Raw genomic sequence first — 22,071 nt, forward strand, 5'->3', positions numbered from 1 at the left:
AGTTTTGCCGGTAGTTTAAAGCCATCATGAAGCGTTCGCTGTATATCATACCTGTAAGTATTTTGATCCATTTAACTCTGTTGAATGGATTTTTAGCCTGGTTTATTCCCGGGCTGTACTTTAACGTGAATACGATACTCTTTTACAATGCCGCCTGGCTGCTGAGTGCCTATGCGATTGACTATTATCCCACCGCCCGAAAGGAACGCTTTTTTACCAATATTCACAAGCCCATACAATTGTATGTGCTCTTTAGCCTGGCGTATTTTGCATGGTTTAGCCTGAGTAAAACCGGCCTGGGCTCTTTAGGCTATCACGCCCGTGTACTGCTGGGTTTATTTGGAAGTCTGCTGGCTTACCGGGTACTGTTCTATTATGCCCGGGCCCGGTATCGGGAGGAAGGTGGGAACGCCGTGAATGTGGTGGTCATCGGACGGGATCGCAATCTCAAGAAAATACGCAAGGTGTTTGATGAGCCCGATTTGGGTTATCGCTATCTGGGTTATTTTGATAACGCGCATTCGCCCAGCCCTACCTATCTGGGAAAGATTGAAGAAGCCTTTGGCTATATGCGGAAGCATGATGTGCACGAGATTTTTTGTATGGCTTCGCGATTGTCGCAGCCCCAGTTATTTAACCTGATTGCCTATGCCGATAACAATTTGACCAAGCTTAAAATCATTCCCGATAATAAGGAGGTATTTACCCGGGCGATGAACATCGAATTGTACGAGAATATACCGGTGCTCAATTTAAGAGAATTACCTCTGGACCGGCCCTATGCCAAAGCTGTCAAGCGGTGTTTTGATGTGGTGTTTTCGGGACTGGTGATTGTAGGTATCCTGAGTTGGCTAACCCCCATAATCTATCTCCTGATGCAACGCAGTGCACCGGGCCCCGTTTTTTTTAAGCAAAAACGGCATGGGGTGAATAAGCAGGTGTTTTGGTGTTATAAATTTCGCTCCATGATCACCACCGAAGATGCAGATCGTAAGATGATGACCAAAAACGACGACCGGGTGACGCGTTTGGGGCGGGTACTACGGCGTACCAGTATTGATGAATTGCCCCAGTTTTTTAATGTGTTTTTAGGCGATATGAGTGTGGTGGGCCCCCGCCCGCATATGGAACTGCATACCGAGCAGTATCAAAGCTCGGTAGATAAATACCTGGTACGCCACTTTGTAAAGCCTGGAATTACCGGTCTGGCCCAAATACGGGGTTACCGGGGGGAAATCGCAGAACAAAGTGATATCGTTAACCGTACCCGTTTGGATATCTTTTATGTTGAAAAATGGACCTTATGGCTGGATGTTAAAATCATTCTTAAAACCGTACTTAACGCTGTTCGCGGAGAAGAAAAGGCATATTGATTTAGTCTATCAATACTCTCTAAAACTTGTAAATTAATTCTATTTTTGCACAAAATTTTATCGATGAATATTAAAAATGTTTTATTGCTGTTGCTCATTTTTACGGGGATTACTTCCTGTGTTTCGAGAAAAGACATGGTATATTTCTACGAAAATGAAGCATCCGCGGCAAAACCCAGTGTATATGAATTGATGCAGCCTGAGCGCTCCCAATTGCGAATCAAAGCAAATGATCAGCTTACCATAAGCGTTTCAGCAGCAGAACAAGAAGCTGCAATTCCCTTTAACCTTCCTGTAGTGGGTGTTGGAAATGTGTTGGAGGGCGGTCTTCGCCCTATGGGTACCCCTCAATTGCAGACCTACTTAGTAAGTAATGAAGGTGCTATTTCATTTCCGGTACTTGGAGAAATAGATGTAGCCGGGCTTACGCGAAGGGAATTGGCTCAAAAATTGGAAGAGGCAATAGGAGTATATGTTAAAAAACCTATTGTAAACGTACGGGTAGTCAATTTTCAAATTTCGGTATTGGGAGAGGTTGCGAAACCCGGTACATTTTCAATCAGCGATGAATATATCAGTTTACCAAAGGCCTTAGGCTTGGCCGGGGATATGACTATATACGGTCGTCGGGAAAATGTATTGGTAATGCGGGAGGAAGATGGAAGGTTGATTAAGGCTTATTTGGATCTTACCGATAATGAGGTGATTAACTCCCCATATTTTTATTTAAAGCAAAATGATGTTGTAGTGGTAGAGCCCAACAGACCTGCCTTACAGGCCGCCAATTATAACCGAAATGCATCGCTCTATGTTTCTGTAGCCTCAGTACTTATTTCTTTAATTGTTGTTATTTCCCGATAGTATGACTAATCCCAATAATTTTCAGCAATTGAATACAGAAGACGAAATAAACATCCGTGAGGAGCTTGAGAAATATTTGCGATACTGGCCCTGGTTTTTAATAACGGTACTCGTAGCCATCATCGGTGCATTTGTTTATCTGCGACTTACAATACCGGTCTACAATACCGTTGCCAGTGTGATCATCAAGGATGAAGAAAGCCAGGGAGGTGGGGGAGCCGCCGAAATGGCTAATTTTAGTGAACTGGGCCTGTTAGGCGGAATGGGGACTAACTCTATAGAAAATGAAATTGGCCTGTTAAACTCCCGACGCCTGATGATCAGTACGGTTAAGGCCTTAAATCTCAATATTGAATATTACGATGCAGCAGGAGTAAAAGAGGATGAAATCTATTTAGATGCCCCTTATCTGGTCACGCTTTTAAGCGTCGATGACGCGTTGCTCCAACAGGCCACCCGTGAGGGCGAATCTGATTTTTTAATTAAACCAGCCCAAGAGGAAGGGTTTGTGGAATTGCACTTTTTAGAGAACGATAAAGTGTTGCGTGTTAAATTAAACGAAATTGTAAATCTGCCTTTTGCAACCCTGGTTGTAAAAGATAACCGGAAGTTTCACGAGGCAACAGGTCGTTTGCTTACCTCCAAAAAAAGTCAAATTGTAAAGTTAAAAACCGTAGAGCAAATCGCAGATAGATTGCGATCAAAGGTGCAGGTCAACTTAATCGATGATAATGCCACCCTGCTCGAATTCAATCTGGAAAGCACCGTAAAGGAAAAGGCTCAGGACGTTTTAGATCAGTTGATTTTTGAATACAACAAGGAAGCCATCGAAGATAAAAATGAAGTGGCCAACAATACCGCGCGCTTTATCGACGAGCGCCTGCAAATCATCAGTCAGGATCTGGATACGGTCGAAGTAGGGCTTAAAGATTTTAAGGAGGATAACCGGTTGACCAATATAGAAGCAGAGTCTTCCCTAATTATCGAAAATGCCAGTGATTACCGAAGGCGGGAGCAGGAGATCGGAACCCAATTGGAGCTGGCCAATTCGATGATTTCTTATTTACAGGATAATCCCGAAAATTCCGATTTATTACCGGCTAATATGGGATTGGAAGGCGAGGCCGTAAATGGCCAAATAGAAAATTATAATCAACTGGTATTGGAACGCAACCGAATCCTGAGCGGAGCTACCGAACGCAACCCGGCGGTAATCCGGTTAAACAGTCAGATCGAGCAATTGCGATCAACCATTTTAAGCGGCCTGCAACGTACCCAAAGCAACTTGCGAATAGCTTTAAACGATTTGAAAAGACAAAGCAATTTGATCGGTTCGGAAATTGCACAGGTACCGGCTAAGGAATTGCAGTTTCGGGACATTTCGCGGCAGCAAAACATCAAGGAGGCCCTGTATATCTTTTTACTGCAAAAGCGGGAAGAAAACTCCCTGTCGCTCGCAGCCACAGCCCCCAAGGCTAAGATTGTAGATCCGGCTTACAGTTTAGGGGATCCGGTTTCCCCCAAGCGGAACATTGTTTTGGCTGCGGCACTGCTATTGGGTTTAGCTATTCCCTTTTTGGTAATTTACATCCGTCGGCTGCTCAACAATAAAATCGAACGCCGGGATGATATCGAAAAAATTACCCGACAAATACCTATCGTAGGCGAATTGCCGCGTATTGCCCGGGGTGAGTCTGATCTGATTGTGGAAAATGACCGTTCGGTTTTAGCCGAGTCCTTTCGGATTTTGGTGACGAATCTGCAATACCTGCTGGTAAATGCCGAGACCGATGGGAAAGGCTATTGTATTTATACCACCTCTACCGTTAAAGGGGAAGGAAAAACCTTTACCTCGATCAACCTGGCGATGACCCTGGCCAATACCGGGAAAAAGGTGGTGATCATTGGGGCCGATTTGCGAAATCCGCAGTTGCAGCGTTACGACTCCGATTCTAAGAGTTTACTGGGGGTAAGCGATTACCTGGTGAGTAACGATCACAGTCTGGAGAAGCTGATACACGACTCGAAGTTTCATCCCAAACTGAAATTATTCCTGTCGGGGAGTATTCCGCCCAACCCGTCTGAACTCCTGCGTCAGCCCAAGTTTGGTAAGATGATTGCGGAATTGCGGGAGCAGTATGATTATGTGATTGTAGATACGGCACCTTCGATGCTGGTGGCCGATACCTTCCTGATCAGCAAATACGCCGATCTCATCCTTTACGTTACCCGTGCCGGCTATACCGAGAAAAAACTGTTGCAGTTTGCGGTAGATGCGCAGAATGATGGTAAACTGCACGATGTTAGTTTTGTAATTAACGATGTGAAGACCGCCAATTTTGGATACGGCAATAAATACGGCTATGCCTATGGAGCCGAGCAGCCTTCCCTTTGGGAGCGGTTTAAGAAAAGTTTTTAAATAGCGATTAGCTTTAAGACATCAGATTTTAGATAAAAGGAGACGCTAAGGCGTCTTTTTTTATTCCTTATTATTATTTCTAGTGTTATTATTATTGATGTTTGAGGTTAAACCTAAGTTTTCTAGTACCAAAGGAAAATTTGAAATACGAAATCAGTTTAAAGTTCTGAGTTCGGAGTCAAGAGTGCGTTTTGTTGTTGAAAAGAGAACAAAGAATAAAGAGCAAAGAACAGAGAACAAAGAGAAAAGAGTAAAGAGAATTGAATAATACCATCGAACTCTTCATTCTGCATTCCTAATTCAGAATTAGTGAGCAGTCTCAGTGGGCAGTTTTCAGAGTTCAGTTCAAGGTTCCAAGTTTAAAATTCAAAAAAACTCTTCATTCTGCATTCAGAATTAGTGGGCAGTCTCAGTGGGCAGTTTCAGTCATTTCGAAGGAGCCCAAAGCGACGAGAAATCACATCTGATTGAGGTTGCAGTTTAATTCAAAGTTTAAAGTTCAAAATTACATCCATCCCCGGCCCTTTGCTTCGATTAGATGCTCCCAGGGTCGCATCACTCAGGGTCCCGAAAAATTAGAAATACGAAATACAAAATCAGTTCAAAGTTCTGAGTCCGGAGTCACGAGTGCGTTTTGTTTTTGAAAAGAAAATAAAGAGTAAAGAACAGAGAATAAAGAGCAGAGAGCAAAGAGAATTGAATAATACCATCGAACTCTTCATTGTGCATTCAGAATTAGTGGGCAGTCTCAGTGAGCAGTATTCAGAGTTCAGTTCAAGGTTCCAAGTTTAAAATTCAAAAAAACTCTTCATTCTGCATTCAGGATTCATCATTCTCAAAGCGGTGGCTGAGTGAATTTCACGCAGCGTAGCGCAGTGCAATTTGTATCGAAGCAGGAGCTTTGCAGGTTTATCCTTGGATGTACCGCTTCTTTAGTTCAAAACGTTTATATGATTACCAAATCCGTTCTAAGTTCGGAGTCACGAGTGCGTTTTGTTTTTGAAAAGAGAACAAAGAATAAAGAGTAAAGAGAATTGAATAATACCATCGAACTCTTCATTCTGCATTCAGAATTAGTGGGCAGTCTCAGTGAGCAGTATTCAGAGTTCAGTTCAAGGTTCCAAGTTTAAAATTCAAAAAAACTCTTCATTCTGCATTCAGGATTCATCATTCTGCATTCTGCATTCAAAATTATCGAAGCCACAACAAATGTGCTGATTTCAGGTAAGCAGAACAGCTAAAGAACAGGAAAGCTGTAGCGGGGAAGTGCCCTTAAATTAAAGGTAAAGCGATGGTGATTTGAGTTCCTTTATTCGGCTGGGAACTGATTTCAAGATCTCCTCCCAGATCTTCAATCAATTCGCGTACAAACAGTAAGCCCATTCCAAAACCATTTGTATCTGAGCTTTGCAGGCGATCCCGGAAATCGGTCATGCTTATTGCTTCTATTTGCGCGGATGTCATTCCTACACCAGTATCTTCCACGCGCATGTTGATTTTTTCATCGATAGGTTTGAGTCCGGTCAAACTTAAATGCACACTTACCCGGCCTCCTTTATGGGTAAATTTAATAGCGTTAGAAACCAGGTTACCGATTAAGGGCAGCAGGTTTTTGCCGGTAAATTCGCGTTTCAGGCTGTCATACGTTACTTCAAAATCAATCTGTTTGGCTTCAGCCTGAGGTTTATACAGATTGCGTAATTTGGTTCCTAAACCTTCAAAGGTAAATACCGATTTGCTTTTCTTCAGATCATCCTGAATGGTGATCTCATTTAGGATTTCATCTGTAAGTTCCAGTACAGATTCGGCACTGGAGGCAATTAAAGAAATGATGTTGGTGAGTTCTACTCTTGATGTATCCTGTACATCTGTGAGTTCTACAAGTTGTGAGATACCGCTTAGCGGACTGCGTACATCATGTGCGAGCTGTCTTTTGAGTTTACGCTCTTTTAATACCGCATCCTGTGCTTGCTTCAATTCAAAGCGGAGTTCGAGCTGTTTTACGATTTGTCTGGCTATAAGATGCAGTTGTTTAATCTGAAGGTCATCCAGATCTTCTATAGATTTACCGGCCACACACAGAGCCCCTATCGCGATGTTATCATCAAATTTAAGCGGGATACCGTAATAGAGTTTATAGCCCTCATCAACCACATAGGTGCTGTTCTCGAATCTGGGATCCCGAGGCAACTGAATCATCAAATCTTTCTCTTCTTCGATGGTAAAGTTGCAGATTGCTTCCTCGCGGGGTTTCTGACTAAAACCACCCAGGGTACTGGCAACGGTCCACTGGGTGAAGTTGTCTATGAAATTCACTTCAGACAGTTCGGTGCCCGCAATTTGAGCAGCCAGTTTACTAAGGGGAGTCAATTCTTCCTTTAGTTCCTGATAGTCTAAATCCAACTCGGCCAGTTTTTTTACGCGACGGAAATCTTTAGGGTTCAAATTAAATGAATTAGGGAGTCTAAAAGTACAAAAGGCTAAGGCGAAGTTGCTCTTAAGAATCCCCTAAAATAAGGAGCCGGAAATGCGTATTCTCTTAAATTTTTAAGGTTTAATACGAATACTGAATATTTCTTTTTGAATACCACTTCCTATATTTAAAATTCCATCTCTATAAGTCACAGAAAAATCTTCAGACGTGGTGCCCTCCAAATTGACTTCTTTGTCGTTTAACCAAAGTTTTTGGGGTTTATGATCGAGGTGAAGGAGGTAGCGATAGGTTCGGTTCTCCAGCTTATATGCCTGTTTCAATTCTTTTTTGGTTAACCGGATGCGCTCCTCGTCTGCGGTAAGGCTGAACGCAGTGGTACTTAGTCTGCCTTCCCGGTAGTCCAGGCTTTTACCGTCGTCGTCATAAAGCAAAAGCGTATTTTCAGTTCCCGGATAGATGTTCAATAGGATTTCCTGCGGAGTTTCGGCATCTAAGGTCTGTACCAGCTTTTGGGTGGGTATCATAGCGCCTTCTTTTAGGAAAATAGGGATTTGATCAAGCGGACAAAGCACATTGAGGTACTGCCTGCCGGTATGTTTTGCCCCGGTCCAGTAATTAATCCAGTTGCCCTGCGGCAGGTAAAGGGTTCGGGTTTGTGCTCCTTTGGTCACCACAGGGCAAATCATCATAGCATTCCCAAGCAGGTACTGATCTGTAATGTCGTACACATTGGGATCGTTTTGGTAGTCTAAAACCAGCGCGCGCATCATGGGTTTGCCCGTCAGGTGGTTTTCATACATGGCGCTGTAGAGGTAGGGGGCAAGCTCATACCGCAGCTCATCGTATTTTCTAAAGTTGGCCAAAGCTTCCTCGCCATACGCCCAGGGCTCCTTATAATTGGGGTGTTCCATCCCAAAGAGGTGGGCGATGGGACTGAGGAGGCCAAATTGCGTCCAGCGGATGTACAATTCGGGATCTGCCACGTGCTCAAAACCGCCCATACAATGCGCCCAGTTGCTTACCCCCGAAAGGCCGATGTTTAAGCCTGCTTTAATCACGGGTTCAAAATACTGCCATTCGCTGGGCCAGTCGCCTGCAAAAATAAAGGGATAGCGCTGTATACCGGCATAACCCTCACGGGTATGATTCATACCCCGCATACCATTATATTCCTGAAACTTTTCATAGGGTGCTTTGGCATAGGCCAAAGGAAAGAGGTTGTGCAGGCGCTTGATTTCGGGCCCCTGTGGACCGGTTTTATTGCTTTCATTAGCCTTTCGGCCAAAGGCACTGCCTTCATCGGTTTTAAAAAACATAGCTCCGGTATCGGCCAGGCGTTTTGCTCCGTTTTGCCACCACCAGTCTACGGCTTTCGTATCAAAGAAGTTAACAAACTCTCCCGTATTATTGGGCTCCGGATAGACAAAGCCGGCCTCCCGGGCCTGATCGAGCAGGTTTAACGTATTGCCGTTGTCAAAGCGGGGCCGTACGTGCACCCCCACCATACTCAGGCCTTCGGCATACAGGCTGTCGAACATGGCTTCCGGATTCTCAAAAGTTTCCCGCCATTCAAAGGTTGTGGCACCGCTGCCGCCATTTTTACCAAAGATGCGCCAGGTAGAATCCAGGTGGAGGATGTCTATAGGAATATGCAGTTCCCTGAATTTACGAACCAAATCAACCGGGTAGTGGTCAGAGGTTTTTTCTTCGTGTCCCCAGGTGCCGCCGCTGTAGGTACCTACGTGCAGGCCCAAAGCTGCTTTGGGAAGAAGCGGAGCCTTTCCAGTTATACTGGTATAGCGGTCTAAGATTGCTTCAAAATCAGGCCCATATATGAAGTAGTAATCGAGTTCGCCACCTTCGGCTTCAAAGCTATAGGTTTCGCTCGTGCTATGTCCCAAATCCCAGGTTGAGGTAAAAGAGGTGTGAAAAAATATCCCGTAACCCCGTGTACTCATTATAAACGGAACGGGACTGTAGTTGGCTTCCAAAACATTATAGGCACCAATGATGTGTGGTAAACCTTCACCGCGGCCAACCGTTAATGTGGTTTTCTTTCCCCTTCGGTCTAAAAAGTCCATACGCTCTCCCAGGCCGAAGAAATGCTCATCGGGGAAAAGTTTTTTCTGCACCCCTACGTGTTGGTTGTCTCTATAATTTCCGGCGGAAGCATCGGTGTTCAACAGCCTGCCTTCCGAATCAAAAATACTGATCTGAACCGGTTGTTTTGTAATCGTTACTTTCAGTTTTTCGGTCTGCAAGATGAGCTGCTCCTCTGAGTCAGTCAGGGTATAGGAGGTTGCCGGCCAATCGTAGTTGACCACCATATAGGGTTCGTTTGCCTCAAAGTTTCCGTCCCAGGAGTTTCTGATGCGGAGCAGGGCATCTGAACAGATTTCGATACGCAGATGGGCATTATCTGTTTTGATCTGAATGTAGCTTTCGTTTTGATTTTCAATTTCCTGAAAATTGCCGAGACCGGTTTGGGCCTGAGAACTGAAAGCCAATACGAATAGAATTAAAGCAGCCTGGAATCTCATACGTGATGGTTTAGTTTCTAAAATTAAGGGAAGCCTTCTTCTTAGCTGTCCTGTACTTACCTTTTTTGGGTTAAGTGTTAATTCCAGCAGGACGGCACAGGATAGCTTTTTTGCAGGTTCAGCCTATTTTTAACCGAACTTCGTAACCGTCTTTGGTATAACTATACGTAATTAACTCCATGCCTTTTCCGTTCAAATACCTGTTTTTTTTAGTCTTTTGTTGCAGTGTGTTTTCATGCAAACCACAGGAACAGGTAGAGCCGGTGACCAGCTCCCCGGATCTTTGGCCCGATGTTGAACAAACCTCAAAGCCCTGGACGCGCTGGTGGTGGATGGGCAGTGCTGTTGACAAACCAAATATCAAAGAACACCTCATCGCTTTTCAAAAAGCCGGACTGGGAGGTGTGGAAATCACCCCTATTTATGGGGCTAAAGGAGCAGAAGATCGGTTCTTAGCGCATCTTTCGCCCCAGTGGCTGGAGATGCTAGATTATACCTTGATTACAGCAGACAGTCTGGGACTGGGGGTTGACATGGTTCTGGGAACCGGCTGGCCCTATGGCGGCCCGCAGGTAGAACAGGAGTATGCGGCTACCAAACTGATTGTGCAGCGTTACGAACTCAAAAAAGGAGAGGCTTTTAATGCTGAACTACAGCCTGATGCGAACGAAAAGCAGCCCGCCACACTAACCGCCTTGTTGGCCTATGATTCCGACGAAAACTTTAAAGATTTAACGGCTGAGGTTAACGATGGAAAACTTAACTGGACGCCGCAGGATGGGGATTATACACTCTATGCCCTCTTTACCGGAAAAACCGGGCAGCAGGTAAAACGCTCGGCGCCGGGAGGAGCAGGTTTTACCCTTGATCATTATTCACAGGAAGCTTTTGAAGATTACGTGCAGCCGTATGACACGGCATTCGCTAAACTAAAAGGCCATTTGCGGGCGATTTTTAATGACAGTTATGAAGTTTATGGTACCGATTTCACTCCGAAATTCTTCGAGTATTTTCAGAAGTATCGCGGCTATGATCTCAAACCCCATATAAATCTATTATTGAGTGATACCGATAACGATTTAGGAAACCGGGTTAAAAGCGATTACCGCGAGACCTTGTCTGACCTTTTGTTGAATCGTTTCGACGAGCCCTGGACAGATTGGGCAAACCGTCACGGTTTTAAAACCAAACTACAGGCCCATGGTTCGCCGGGTAATCTGATTGATTTGTATGCTTCGGCAGCTATACCCGAGTGTGAGACTTTTGGCTCTATGCCTTATGATATCACCGGATTTAGACGCGAGGCTGAAAATATTCGTACCGGAGATGCAGATCCCGTGATGCTTAAATTTTCGTCTTCGGCAGGACATATCGCAGGTAAACCTTTAATTTCTTCCGAAACCTTTACCTGGCTTAGAGAACATTTTAAAACGGCTTTATCCCAAACCAAGCCCGAAGCCGAAGAATTGCTGCTTAACGGCGTTAACCACATCTTTTTACACGGCTCTACCTATTCGCCGGAAAGCGCCGGCTGGCCGGGCTGGAAGTTTTACGCTTCGGTCAACTTTAGCCCTAAAAATACGATCTGGAATCACGCTCCGGCCCTGTTTTCTTATCTCACCAATGTGCAAAGCGTTTTGCAGGAAGGTAAGGCAGCTAACGAGACTTTGCTCTACTGGCCTGTTTACGATCAGTACAACAGTTTTAAAGACGGGCAGTTGTTTTTTCAGTTTAAAATACATTCGCTTAACGAGTGGTTGCTCGACACGCCGTTCTATGAAACCACAACTACCTTAATGGAAAAGGGCTACGGAGTCGATTTTCTGTCGGATGCGTTTTTGGCAAAAGCCAAAGTGCTAAATGGGAAAATCGAATTACCCGGAGGAAGCTATAAGGCTTTGGTCATTCCCGAAATGCAGTTTATGCCTTTAAAAACCCTGCAAAAGCTGATCGAACTGAAAGAGCAGGGTGCGGCTATTATTTTTACCGGTATGCCGGAAAGCGTCCCGGGATTTTTTGAATACGAGCAGCAAACCGAAGCGCTCCACAAACTGATTACCCAAAGCAAACTGGCTGTGACCGATCTGGAACCGGCGCTTCAGGCCGCTGAGGTATATCCCGAGACTTTGGTGGAAAGCGGACTGAAATTCATTCGCCGTTCAAACGGAAATTCTAAAACCTACTATCTGGTTAATCATACGGCCGCTGCGATAGACGATTTTATTCCGCTTAATGAAACCACAACCGATGTGGTGATCCTCGATCCGCTTACGCGAAAGCAGGGTAACGCCGAGACCCGTCTTGAAAATGGAAAAACACGGGTGCGTCTGCAGATCGCTTCCGGGGATGCCCTGATCCTTAAAACCCGGAAGCGTATCGATGCTGATTGGGAGTATGCAATCCCGGCGGGTAACGGAGTTGTTCTTGATACAGGATGGAAGCTAAACTTTGATGCAGGTGGCCCCGTGCTTCCCGAAGCCGCACAGCTTGATGCACTCGTTTCCTGGACTCAACTCGGAACAGATGCCGAAAACTTTTCGGGTACTGCTACCTATACCTTGAACTTTGACACACCCGAAACTCCTGCAGATGCCTGGATGCTCAATCTGGGCGATGTGCGCGAAAGTGCGGCAGTCTGGCTGAATGATGAATATATAGGCACGGCCTGGTCTGTACCGTTTCGGTTGAGGCTTCCTGATTTAAAACCTAAAGGCAACACTCTTAAAATAGCTGTTACCAATCTGGGGGCAAACCGCATCCGGGCCAAGGAACGCCGCGGTGAGGAGTGGAAGAATTTCTATGAAATCAATATGGTGAATAAAGATTACAAAGCCTTTGATGCTTCGGTCTGGGAGCCCACTCCTTCCGGACTTTTAGGCCCTGTAACTCTAATTCCGCTTAAACTGGAAACCAAATAAACATTCAAAATCAAACTCATGAAAAAATACATACTCCTCGTTTTCGGTGCTCTTTTCAGCCTTAATTGTGCTGCGCAGAAACCGGTAGAACGCGATGCGATTCTTGAAAAAATGGAACTGGCCAATGCCTATTTTATGCAGAAATGGCCTGATGTGGGCAAGACCATTATTACCAATAAAGAACGTCCCAGCAACATCTGGACGCGGGGTGTTTACTATGAGGGGCTGATGGCGCTGCACGAGATTTATCCGAAAGCCGAATATTACCGGTATGCCTTAGACTGGGCCAACTTTCACCAATGGGGCTTCCGTAGTGGGAACGAGACCCGCAATGCAGACGACTACGATGCCGCGCAAACCTATATCGATTTGTACATGCTGCAACCCGATCCTGAAAAATTAAAAAATACGCGTGCCTGTATGCAGAAGTTTTTGGTTACGCCCCAAAACGACGATTGGGACTGGATTGACGCCATACAAATGGGGATGCCGGTTTTTGCCAAAATGGGCGTCTTGGAACAAGACGAACGCTATTTCGAAAAAATGTACCAGATGTATATGGAAAGCCGAAACCATATAGGAGGTAACGGACTTTTTAATCCGGAAGACGGACTCTGGTGGCGGGATGCAGATTTTGATCCGCCGTATACCGAGCCAAACGGGGAAGATTCGTATTGGAGCCGTGGGAACGGTTGGGTGATTGCCGCGTTGGCCAAAACGCTTTCGATCATTCCCGAAGATGCGCCGCACCGGGAGCAGTATGTTGAAGATTTGCAGGCTATGGCCGAAGCCCTTGCCAAAGTGCAGCGCAAAGACGGGTTTTGGAATGTGAGTTTGCACGATCCTACCCATTTTGGAGGCAAGGAAACTTCAGGTACAGCTTTATTTGTATATGGAATTGCCCACGGCATCAATAACGGACTTTTGGATCGTGACACCTATCTGCCCGTCGTGACCAGGGCCTGGAATGCGATGATTTCAGACAGCCTGCACGAAAACGGATTCCTGGGCTGGCTGCAGTCCACCGGAAAAGAGCCTAAGGACGGTCAGCCGCTGTCTTACGACAAGATTCCCGATTTTGAAGATTACGGTCTGGGCTGTTTTCTTTTGGCCGGCGCCGAAATGTATCGTATTGATTATCAGTGTTTTGATAGTCACGCGATAGAATCGCGCGAGAACAACGAATAAGCCTTTTAAAAGCCGCGTATTTTCCAGCCTTTATTTAAATTACAGAATGAAATTAAAACACCTAATCTTAATGAGCTTATTTGTAAGCAATGCCCTTATCGCACAACAGCAGGAAGTTGCGCTTTGGGATGAAATACCCGGTCGAATTGCAGATGCAGATTACCGGGAAGAGCAGCAATTGGAAGGAGAAGCGATACGCGGTTATAATAAAGTAAGCGTACCCACTTTGAGCATTTTTAAGCCGGAAGCCGGTAATGCTAATGGCACGGCCGTAGTCATTTGTCCGGGTGGCGGCTATGGACACTTAGCCATCAACAAGGAAGGCTATAAGCTGGCAGCCTGGTTCGCCGGGCAGGGCGTAACCGGAATAGTATTGAAATACCGCTTACCTCACGATCGTATAATGAAAGACAAAAGTATTGGTCCGCTACAAGATGCGCAACGTGCCATTCGATACGTTCGGGAAAACGCTGTACAGTTGGGTATTGATACGGCTAAAGTGGGAATAATGGGTTTTTCAGCCGGAGGGCATTTAGCCGCCACGGCATCTACCCATTATGAGGATGTGGTTTATGAAAACACAGAAGGGGTTTCGGCAAAGCCAAATTTTTCCATTTTGATTTACCCGGTCATCAGTATGCAGGAGGGTATCACACATCAGGGTTCGCGAGATAATTTGTTGGGCAAAAAACCAACACAGGAAGCGGTTTATAAGTTTAGCGGAGAGTATCAGGTTACGCCGGAAACCCCTATGACGTTTTTAGTACACGCTACCGATGACGGCGCTGTACCGGTTGAAAACAGCATTCGGTATTATTCGGCTTTAAAAGATGCCGGTGTGCCGGTAGAACTGCATTTGTATGAAGATGGCGGTCACGGTTTTGGGATGGGCACTTCGGCTACTGCCAATGCCTGGCCGGAAGCTTTAAGCCTGTGGATGAAGAAGCACAATCTCATAACTGAATAAAAAGCGTAGTATTCATTTCAAGCTTTTAATAGTCAGTTCGAGCGCTCCCGAATGTTATCGGGACGAGTCGCTAACCTAATAACACGAACTAATAACCTCTCGACTGCGCTCGAGGGGACAGTCCTTTCGAATGATTATACAATACATAGCCAAAATTTTTATTATGCTCAAAAAACTGCCCGTACTTATCGTATTAATTGCAACTGCTTTCACATCCTGTAAAGCCCAGGAACCCGCCTATATTTTTACCTATTTTAAAGGTAATGGCGAAGACGGTCTGCATCTGGCTTACAGCATCGATGCATTAAACTGGAAGGCGTTGAATGATGATGAATCGGTTTTGACTCCCGAGGTGGGCGAGCAAAAGCTGATGCGTGATCCCGCAGTGATTAAAGGCGGAGATGGCAGGTATCATATGGTGTGGACGACCGGATGGACCGAGCGCGGTATTGGCTATGCCTCTTCGGCTGATTTAATCAACTGGTCTGAACAGCAATTGATTCCGGTGATGGAACACGAAGAAACCGCCCGCAACTGCTGGGCACCCGAGATTACCTATGATGCGCAAAAGGACGAATACATGATCTACTGGGCGACAACCATTCCCGGGTTGTATCCCGAAACCCAATCGGAGCTCGATGCCGGGTACAATCATCGCATATATTATACGCTTACCAAGGATTTTAAAGAGTTTACTAAAGCCCGGGTATTGTACGATCCCGGTTTTAATTCGATTGACGCGACCATACAATGGGATGGGGAGCAGTATGTGATGATTCTTAAGGATGAAACCCGTGAGCCTGCCCGTAAAAATTTAAAAGTTGCTACTGCGCAAAACCTTACCGGACCCTATTCCGAAGCCAGCGCACCCATCACCGGCAACTACTGGGCAGAAGGTCCTACCATCATTCAAAAGGATGAGAGTTGGATCGTTTATTTTGATAAATATACCGACCATCAATACGGAGCGGTTCAATCTGCAGACCTTAAGAACTGGACCGATATTTCAGATCAGGTTTCTTTTCCAGACGGGATTAGACATGGTACTGCGATACGAGTTTCTCCTGCAGAGTTGAAGCAGATTCAGGAGGTATTTAGTAATTAAAATCTAATTCCCATTATGCTCCGGTTTTAATTCATCTGGGCTGTCTTTGGTGTATTTGTCAAACTGTTGACGCGAAGGGGTTGTTATCAAATCCTGTATTAAAGCTGCGTCCAGTTGGGTTTGTGGATCGAACTCCGGCGAATTCATATAGGTTTTCAGGCTGTAATACAGTTGGTGCGCGGCGCCGTCCTTATCCGCATTGTTGAGATCAACGCTGAGCATGATCAGCTTGCCGTTGCCTACTTTGGCTTCAAAAGCCATCGCCAGTCTGCGGTTCATAAACCAGGTGTCTATAGGCTGAATCAGCGGTTTGAAATCGGGTGGAAAGTCCTCCAGATGCATCACCTGTTCCTTGTTAACGATGCTCCACCACTGCAGGTCGCTGTGCGAATCGGTAGGGAAGTCCTTAAAAAGCGGATGCTCGGGATCTACCACGAAACCCAGCGTATGCGGCGGCCGCATCTGAAACCAGGAAGTGTTCCAAAAAACCGGGAGGAAGGTCTGTGCCACTTCGGCGCCTTTGACGATTTTACCGGCTGCATTCAATAAAACGCTGCCGCCCTCATCGAGTACTTGTAACGCTTTTTCGTCTAAAACCGTACACTCATATACGCTGCCTTTTACCTCCGGGAGTGACTCCGGAAATACCCAAAAATCCCAATGATTTTTAAAAAGGCTATCCTGAACAGCAACCCTCAAGGTCAATTTTTGAGCCTCGGTTATTTCGCGAAGCGGAAACTTTACAGAACCCAAAGCGGAAAGTCCATAATCTATCGCACCCGCATCGAAAGTTTCTGTTGCGAGGACTGCGCCATCAAAGTCAGTAATCTGCCAGCTGATGGAATTTTTTAATTGTTCGACACCGTAGTGTGCAATTAGGATATCTGCGGTAAGTGTTTCGGCATTGGTAAATACAAACTTCGGAAACTCGGCTAGCGGTACGGTCTCGCTGCTGAATTCACGCCATTGCTCCGCGCTTACATACGGTTTTGGGTCCCAAAAAGCATCTAAAATCCCTACCAGCGCGGTTCCCTGACCGGAATAATCATTCAGCGAAAGCAATTGATAGCCCGAATAGCCGGGCGTACGCATCGCTTTTTCGATACTGTATTTGTAGGCCAGCACCTGCAATTTTCCCGAAGCCTTAAAAAAGGCATCCGCCTGATCAAGCATATGATGATCGGCCAGATCTTCCTGAAAAAGTTCAAAGTTTTTGGCCTTGTAGGCGCCGGTGTATTTCTTGATTTCGTCAAAATTGGGAAAAACACAATACTGCCCGGTCTCGTGGGAAACGAAAGGCACACTAAAGTTTTTGATGTTGTCGCTAAAATCAGCCGCCGACTGTGGCGCGCGGTTTTTCCAGTCCAGATCGCGGGCACCGCCACGTACCATAAATTCGTTGTTGGGAATCACGGGCCAACTGCCACCCACAGAAGCCCCGGTATACAGGCGGCGCGTGTCTTTTTGTTTCCAGTAATCGTTAAAGGCCGTGAGGTATTCCACCTGTTTGCCTCGGGGCTCGTTGCCGTAAGCCATCATCATATACGAGGCATAATTGCCATACTGCTGCATCATACGGTTGGTCTCCTCATAAATATAGCGATCGATGTTGCGGCCCACACCCAGCGCAGTACCGTGATTGGCCCAGCTGGGACCTTCGGGCTGCAGGTACAAGCCCACAAGATCTGCGGCTTTAAAAGCCGCTTCAGGCGGACACCAGGAATGGTAGCGCACGTGGTTGAGTCCGTGGTTTTTAATGATGCTGAAGATACGTTCCCAGGCGGGTACATCCATAGGTGGATAGCCGGTAAGCGGAAAAATCGCATTATCGAGAGTCCCCCTAAGAAAAACAGGTCGGTCATTGATCGTAAAGAATCTTCCTTCCGTTTTGAAGTCCCGAACACCAAATTCAACCTGCTGTTGATCTGTTCCTTTTTTGGACTTTAGGCGGAAATCAGCCAGGTATAAAGCCGGGTCGAATTCATCCCAAAGCTGAACGCTATTACCTAGGTTTGCGGTAATTTGCAGGGTATCGGTTTGCTTGTTTAGACGGAAGGATTGGGTTAGCGGTGCTAATTTTTGTTTTTCAGCCGTGTTGAAGGTTGAAAGCTGAAGGCTTAGCGATACCTTAGAATTATGGACTTCCAGTTGGTTTACAGGAATCTTGAAGGTGACTTCAGCCCGCTCGCGATTTGGATACGCCTGAATGTTGCCCATATAAATGGAAGGAGTTGCGATGAGTTTGAGCTTTCCGATAATACCATTCCAGTTTCCCTGAGTATGATCGGTAAGGCTGTGGGAATCGGGGCCTACATTGATCGCCTTGATGCGGTTGTCTACGCGAATGGTTAACGTGTGTTTGCCGGGTTTAAGTTCGGGAGGCAGTTCGTATTGATGCGGAGCCACCATCGAGTTTTGCATCCCCAGTTTTTGATCATCAAGCCAGACGACGGTTTCGGTATGCGCGCGTTCTAAAAACAGAAAAACGTGCCGGTCTTTCCAGTTTTTGGAAATGTTGATTTCTTTTTGATACCAGGCGGCACCCACGTATTCTTTTTTCGGCGTAAGCCAAAACGGAAATTTTACATCTCCGGGTTGCTGATATTTTTTAAACCGGGGATTGAAGTAAAACGAACTGTCGTAGATACTGCCCGTCCATTGCGTTTTGATCGTGATGTCGTTGCCTTTATTGTTGGTCAGCATCGAGCCGGGCAGGATGATGTTATCCTTTAGTTTTTTTGAAAACCAGGCTTCAATTTCTCCCTGATCTTCGCGGTCTATCTGAAAATCCCAGGTACCTTCCAGATCAAGCGAATCGCGGGTTTGGGCGAAAGCTGAAACCGATACAGCGAGCAAGAGTAGACTGAGGATGCGCATTTTCATAAGACTGTTTTTATTCGTTGGTTTCTAACTGCACAGGAATCAGTTTGATATTCGGTCTGGGAATGGTTTTCATTCCGTAACCGAAATAGAATCCCAAATGTGGCGGCTGGTTGTAGCCTACATTTTGCCAGGCAATACTCAGGCGGTACTGCGGATCGTGCATCAGTGTGTACATTCGTAAATCGGTTGGGATCGTGGTGCTGTAGATACGTAGTTCGGTACCGTCATTGCTGGGTAAAATGAGCTCCTCGCGCCAGTCTCCCAGAATATCTGCAGACAGAGACGGAGTGGCTTTGGTACCGTTGACGGAATGTGCGCCTTCGGCTCTGAAAATTCGGCCTTTGCCGTATTTCTCGATGTAATTGCGGTTTAGCAGTTCGCGGGTACTGTCGCCGTCCCACCAGATTAAAAAATTGGCTGCACGCGGAGCCGGACCTATTTTAGTTCCTTTAATATCGTATAAATCCCGGGAGCCCGACCACCACATCTGGGCGCCGTAGCGGGTAGAATCTATGGGTGCTGCCACCCCGCGCCCGATATCCTGATTGGGTTCGGCCTCAAACAAAACCTTGCCGTCTTCTGCCGAAAAGAGCACCACGCCGGGGCCTTTGGTGCCCTCCTCAATTTCGTGTACGCCAAAACGCTCCAAACCCGGAACTTCGGGATCCAGATCGCTTACGTGAATGGCATCGCCGTGCCGGAAACCGGTAGTGTACAGGCCGCTGCCATCATCGTCTACGGTCATCGCGCCAAAAATGATTTCGTCTTTACCATCCTCATCCACATCGGCGACCGAAAGGTTGTGATTTCCCATTCCCGAATAGGGATTTTTACTATTCTCAGAGTCAAAAGTCCAGCGGGATTCTAACTTATTGTTTTTAAAATCGAAGGCCGCCAAAACGATACGCCCGTAATAACCGCGACCCATCACAATACTGGGATTTACACCGTCGAGATAGGCCACGCAGGCCGTAAAACGATCTGCCCGGTTACCGGTACGATCATTATGTCCGTTCCCACCCACACCGCCCCAGGCGCCGATATCTCCACGGGGAGGTATATAGTCTGTTGTGGCGAGGGCTTTCCCGGTTTCTCCGTCAAACACGGTGAGGTATTCGGGGCCTTCTAAAATCTTACCGTAGGTTCGCGAGCGTTCATCGGTATCGCGCCAGTCGGCATCGGGATCACCGATAACCGTTCCCAGCGCATCGGTGGTGCCATCTGCGGTTTTGCAGACGAATTCGGCTTTGCCGTCGCTGTCAAAATCATAGACCAAAAACTGGGTGTAATGTGCGCCTTCGCGAATGTTTTTACCCAGACTCAATTGCCAGAGTAAAGTGCCGTCCAGCTTGTAGGCCTGAAAAATAGGAGGATCGGTGAGGCCGCGGTGCGAATTGTCGTGCCCCACGCCGGTCATATGCAAAACAAGCTCATATTCCCCGTCGCCATCCAGATCGCCTACCGAGGCATCGTTGGCGGTATAGCCTTCAATAGGTTGCAGTTTAAGTGAAATATAGTTTTTATGGGTTGCTCCTGCTTTTAGGGTATAGGAGCCGGGCTCTGGCTGTTCGTTTCCGTTTATAACCGAAGTGACATACCAGGTATTTTCTTTGGAAAGATCAACGTTTTGATCCGTGAAAAACGACGGATCTGCAGCCGAACCTTCTTTTACAAGCAGGGGAGCGGCATCTCCGGTTTTCCGGTAGAGGTTGAAGGCTATGTTTTCCGGATCGGTACCCAGAATACGCCAGCTCACCGCAACCGAACCTTCCTTTAGCGGGATCGCCACTACGCCGCGGTCCAGGTTTTCCATCAGGCGCTGGGCTGTGCAGCTTTGCAGGCCTAATACCGAAATCAGAAGGATAAGCAGGTAGTTGTATTTCAAGGTTTTCTTGGTTTTAGGGAGGTGTACAGCGAATCTGAAAAGCGAATTCCCGGTGAATTTTCTATTTTTAAAGTAGAGCCATCGTCAATATTGAGACTTACATTTTCAATATTCCAATTCGTAGTGTGTGTGATTTGCCCGGCTTCCGCTGCCTGAATGTGCACGTCTTTTAGGGTGATGTTTTCCACCAGGGATTGTTCCATCCCATTCACATTAATGGCGCGTTGAGCTCCTTTCACATCAATATCATAAAGCGAAATGTTTTTAAAGGTAGGAATGCCTTTTTCAGGAGGATCTACTTCCATCAATAAGGTTTTCCAGCGTTGCGGGATGCTGTCGTATTCGTAGCCTTCGGGCAGTTTGGAATAGCTGTAGGAGGGATTCCAGTTCATCGAAACCTCCATAAAGGTACGTACGCTGTCCATTTTGATGTTTTGCATACGTATGTCTTCAACGGTGCCGCCGCGGTTGGTAGCCGATTTGATGTTGAGTCCGTTTTTGGTGCCGAGACCTTTGATGTTGGAAACAAAGACGTGCCTGATGCCGCCGCTGGTCTCGCTGCCCAGCGTACACAAACCAGATCCTGCGCGGGCGATGCAATCGCGTATCACCACATACTCGGTGGGGCGGTTTACACGCAGGCCGTCCCAGTCCCGGCCGGCTTTGAGGCAAAAGTTGTCGTCGTTGCAGTCGATATCGCAATTTTGAACCAAAATATAGGTCGACGAATCGATATCAATCCCGTCTGTACTGGGGCCGTGGCCGCCAATGTTGTTTTGTATGGTGAGTCCGTCAACGGTGACATGGCTGGAGTACAGCACCTGCACCGTCCAGAAACCGGCACGCTGAATGTTGAGGTCTTTAAGCAGGGTGTTTTCCGAATTTTGAATGAGTAGGGTACGCGGGCGTTTGGCATCATAATCTACAATCCAGCGCAGGCCTTTGGGTTCGTATTCTTTTCTAAGGTTCCAGTAGTAATCCCAAAAGACCTTTCCCTGACCGTCAACGAGGCCGTCACCGTCAATTTGTACATTTTTTTGATCGAGTACGTTGATGAGTGCTGCGGGCCATTGCATCTCGATCCCGGCGATGCGGGTGTCGATTTCGGGATAATCTGCGATGTTTTGGCTGCCCAGGAGGGTCACTCCTTCGGGGATGTTAAGGCGTACGTTTTCTTTGACAAAGATTGAACCGCTGAGGTATTTACCCGGTTTAAAGCTTACGGTACCGCCGCCATTTTCGGCAGCCGCGTCAATGGCTTTTTGAATGGCGGTGGTGGCTAACGCACTACCGTCTGCGATGGCATCGTAGTCGTTAACGTAAAAAACATCGGGTTTAAAGGTGATGGTATCGGCACCTACTTCTTGAATCCATTCGGGTTGAAAGGCGGCCGGTTCGGTGACGGCCTGCTCGCCGTCTGAGTTGGTGTTTTTACAGGCGGTTAGACTTAAAAAAACAAAGGATAAAACAGATACGATTGATTTCATTGCAAGGATCT

Annotated in this window: 12 protein-coding genes; 7 read left to right on the forward strand and 5 right to left on the reverse strand. The window is 46.5% G+C overall.

Annotated elements, in window-relative coordinates:
- Positions 1 to 26 precede the first annotated feature (26 nt).
- The 3 genes from ACSSS3_RS11995 to ACSSS3_RS12005 all read left to right on the forward strand — a co-directional run bounded on the left by ACSSS3_RS11995 (position 27) and on the right by ACSSS3_RS12005 (position 4,653).
- The gene (locus tag ACSSS3_RS11995) at positions 27 to 1,373 is read left to right on the forward strand and encodes an exopolysaccharide biosynthesis polyprenyl glycosylphosphotransferase (RefSeq protein WP_442844807.1); all 1,347 of its coding nucleotides are present in this window, start codon (positions 27 to 29) and stop codon (positions 1,371 to 1,373) included.
- A gap of 63 nt (positions 1,374 to 1,436) precedes the next feature.
- Complete coding sequence (locus ACSSS3_RS12000) at positions 1,437 to 2,234, forward strand: polysaccharide biosynthesis/export family protein (protein ID WP_442844808.1); 798 nt, start codon at positions 1,437 to 1,439, stop codon at positions 2,232 to 2,234.
- 1 nt (position 2,235) lies between these two features.
- A complete protein-coding gene (locus ACSSS3_RS12005; RefSeq protein WP_442844809.1) occupies positions 2,236 to 4,653 on the forward strand; it encodes a GumC family protein in 2,418 nt (805 codons plus the stop codon).
- Between the two features lie 1,272 nt (positions 4,654 to 5,925).
- Here the strand turns inward: ACSSS3_RS12005 and ACSSS3_RS12010 are convergent.
- Positions 5,926 to 7,098, reverse strand: a complete 1,173-nt coding sequence (locus tag ACSSS3_RS12010; RefSeq protein WP_442844810.1) for an ATP-binding protein — start codon at positions 7,096 to 7,098, stop codon at positions 5,926 to 5,928.
- A 102-nt stretch (positions 7,099 to 7,200) separates the two neighbouring features.
- On the reverse strand, positions 7,201 to 9,627 hold the full coding sequence (locus tag ACSSS3_RS12015) for a glycoside hydrolase family 31 protein (RefSeq protein WP_442844811.1): 2,427 nt from the start codon (positions 9,625 to 9,627) through the stop codon (positions 7,201 to 7,203).
- 227 nt (positions 9,628 to 9,854) lie between these two features.
- On the opposite strand from ACSSS3_RS12015, the gene ACSSS3_RS12020 reads away from it, so the two are divergent.
- The 4 genes from ACSSS3_RS12020 to ACSSS3_RS12035 all read left to right on the forward strand — a co-directional run bounded on the left by ACSSS3_RS12020 (position 9,855) and on the right by ACSSS3_RS12035 (position 15,805).
- Positions 9,855 to 12,545 (forward strand): glycosyl hydrolase, encoded by a 2,691-nt coding sequence (locus ACSSS3_RS12020; protein ID WP_442844812.1) that lies wholly within the window; start codon positions 9,855 to 9,857, stop codon positions 12,543 to 12,545.
- 18 nt (positions 12,546 to 12,563) lie between these two features.
- On the forward strand, positions 12,564 to 13,733 hold the full coding sequence (locus ACSSS3_RS12025; RefSeq protein ID WP_442844813.1) for a glycoside hydrolase family 88/105 protein: 1,170 nt from the start codon (positions 12,564 to 12,566) through the stop codon (positions 13,731 to 13,733).
- A gap of 70 nt (positions 13,734 to 13,803) precedes the next feature.
- Positions 13,804 to 14,700: an alpha/beta hydrolase gene (locus tag ACSSS3_RS12030; RefSeq protein ID WP_442844814.1), complete on the forward strand. Its 897-nt coding sequence runs from the start codon at positions 13,804 to 13,806 to the stop codon at positions 14,698 to 14,700.
- 163 nt (positions 14,701 to 14,863) lie between these two features.
- Entirely contained in the window at positions 14,864 to 15,805 is a 942-nt protein-coding gene (locus ACSSS3_RS12035) for a glycoside hydrolase family 43 protein (RefSeq protein WP_442844815.1), read from the forward strand.
- 3 nt (positions 15,806 to 15,808) lie between these two features.
- On the opposite strand, the gene ACSSS3_RS12040 is transcribed toward ACSSS3_RS12035, so the two are convergent.
- From ACSSS3_RS12040 to ACSSS3_RS12050, 3 genes are read right to left on the reverse strand one after another with little or no spacing between them, the layout of a single operon-like run.
- On the reverse strand, positions 15,809 to 18,688 hold the full coding sequence (locus ACSSS3_RS12040) for an exo-beta-1,4-galactosidase (RefSeq protein WP_442844816.1): 2,880 nt from the start codon (positions 18,686 to 18,688) through the stop codon (positions 15,809 to 15,811).
- 10 nt (positions 18,689 to 18,698) lie between these two features.
- Positions 18,699 to 20,573: a rhamnogalacturonan lyase gene (locus ACSSS3_RS12045; RefSeq protein ID WP_442844817.1), complete on the reverse strand. Its 1,875-nt coding sequence runs from the start codon at positions 20,571 to 20,573 to the stop codon at positions 18,699 to 18,701.
- Positions 20,570 to 22,060: a glycoside hydrolase family 28 protein gene (locus ACSSS3_RS12050; RefSeq protein ID WP_442844818.1), complete on the reverse strand. Its 1,491-nt coding sequence runs from the start codon at positions 22,058 to 22,060 to the stop codon at positions 20,570 to 20,572. The genes ACSSS3_RS12045 and ACSSS3_RS12050 overlap by 4 nt, the downstream gene beginning before the upstream one ends.
- Positions 22,061 to 22,071: the final 11 nt, after the last annotated feature.

This window comes from Leeuwenhoekiella sp. H156 (genome assembly GCF_052218455.1).
GTDB classification, from domain to species: Bacteria; Bacteroidota; Bacteroidia; order Flavobacteriales; family Flavobacteriaceae; genus Leeuwenhoekiella; species Leeuwenhoekiella parthenopeia.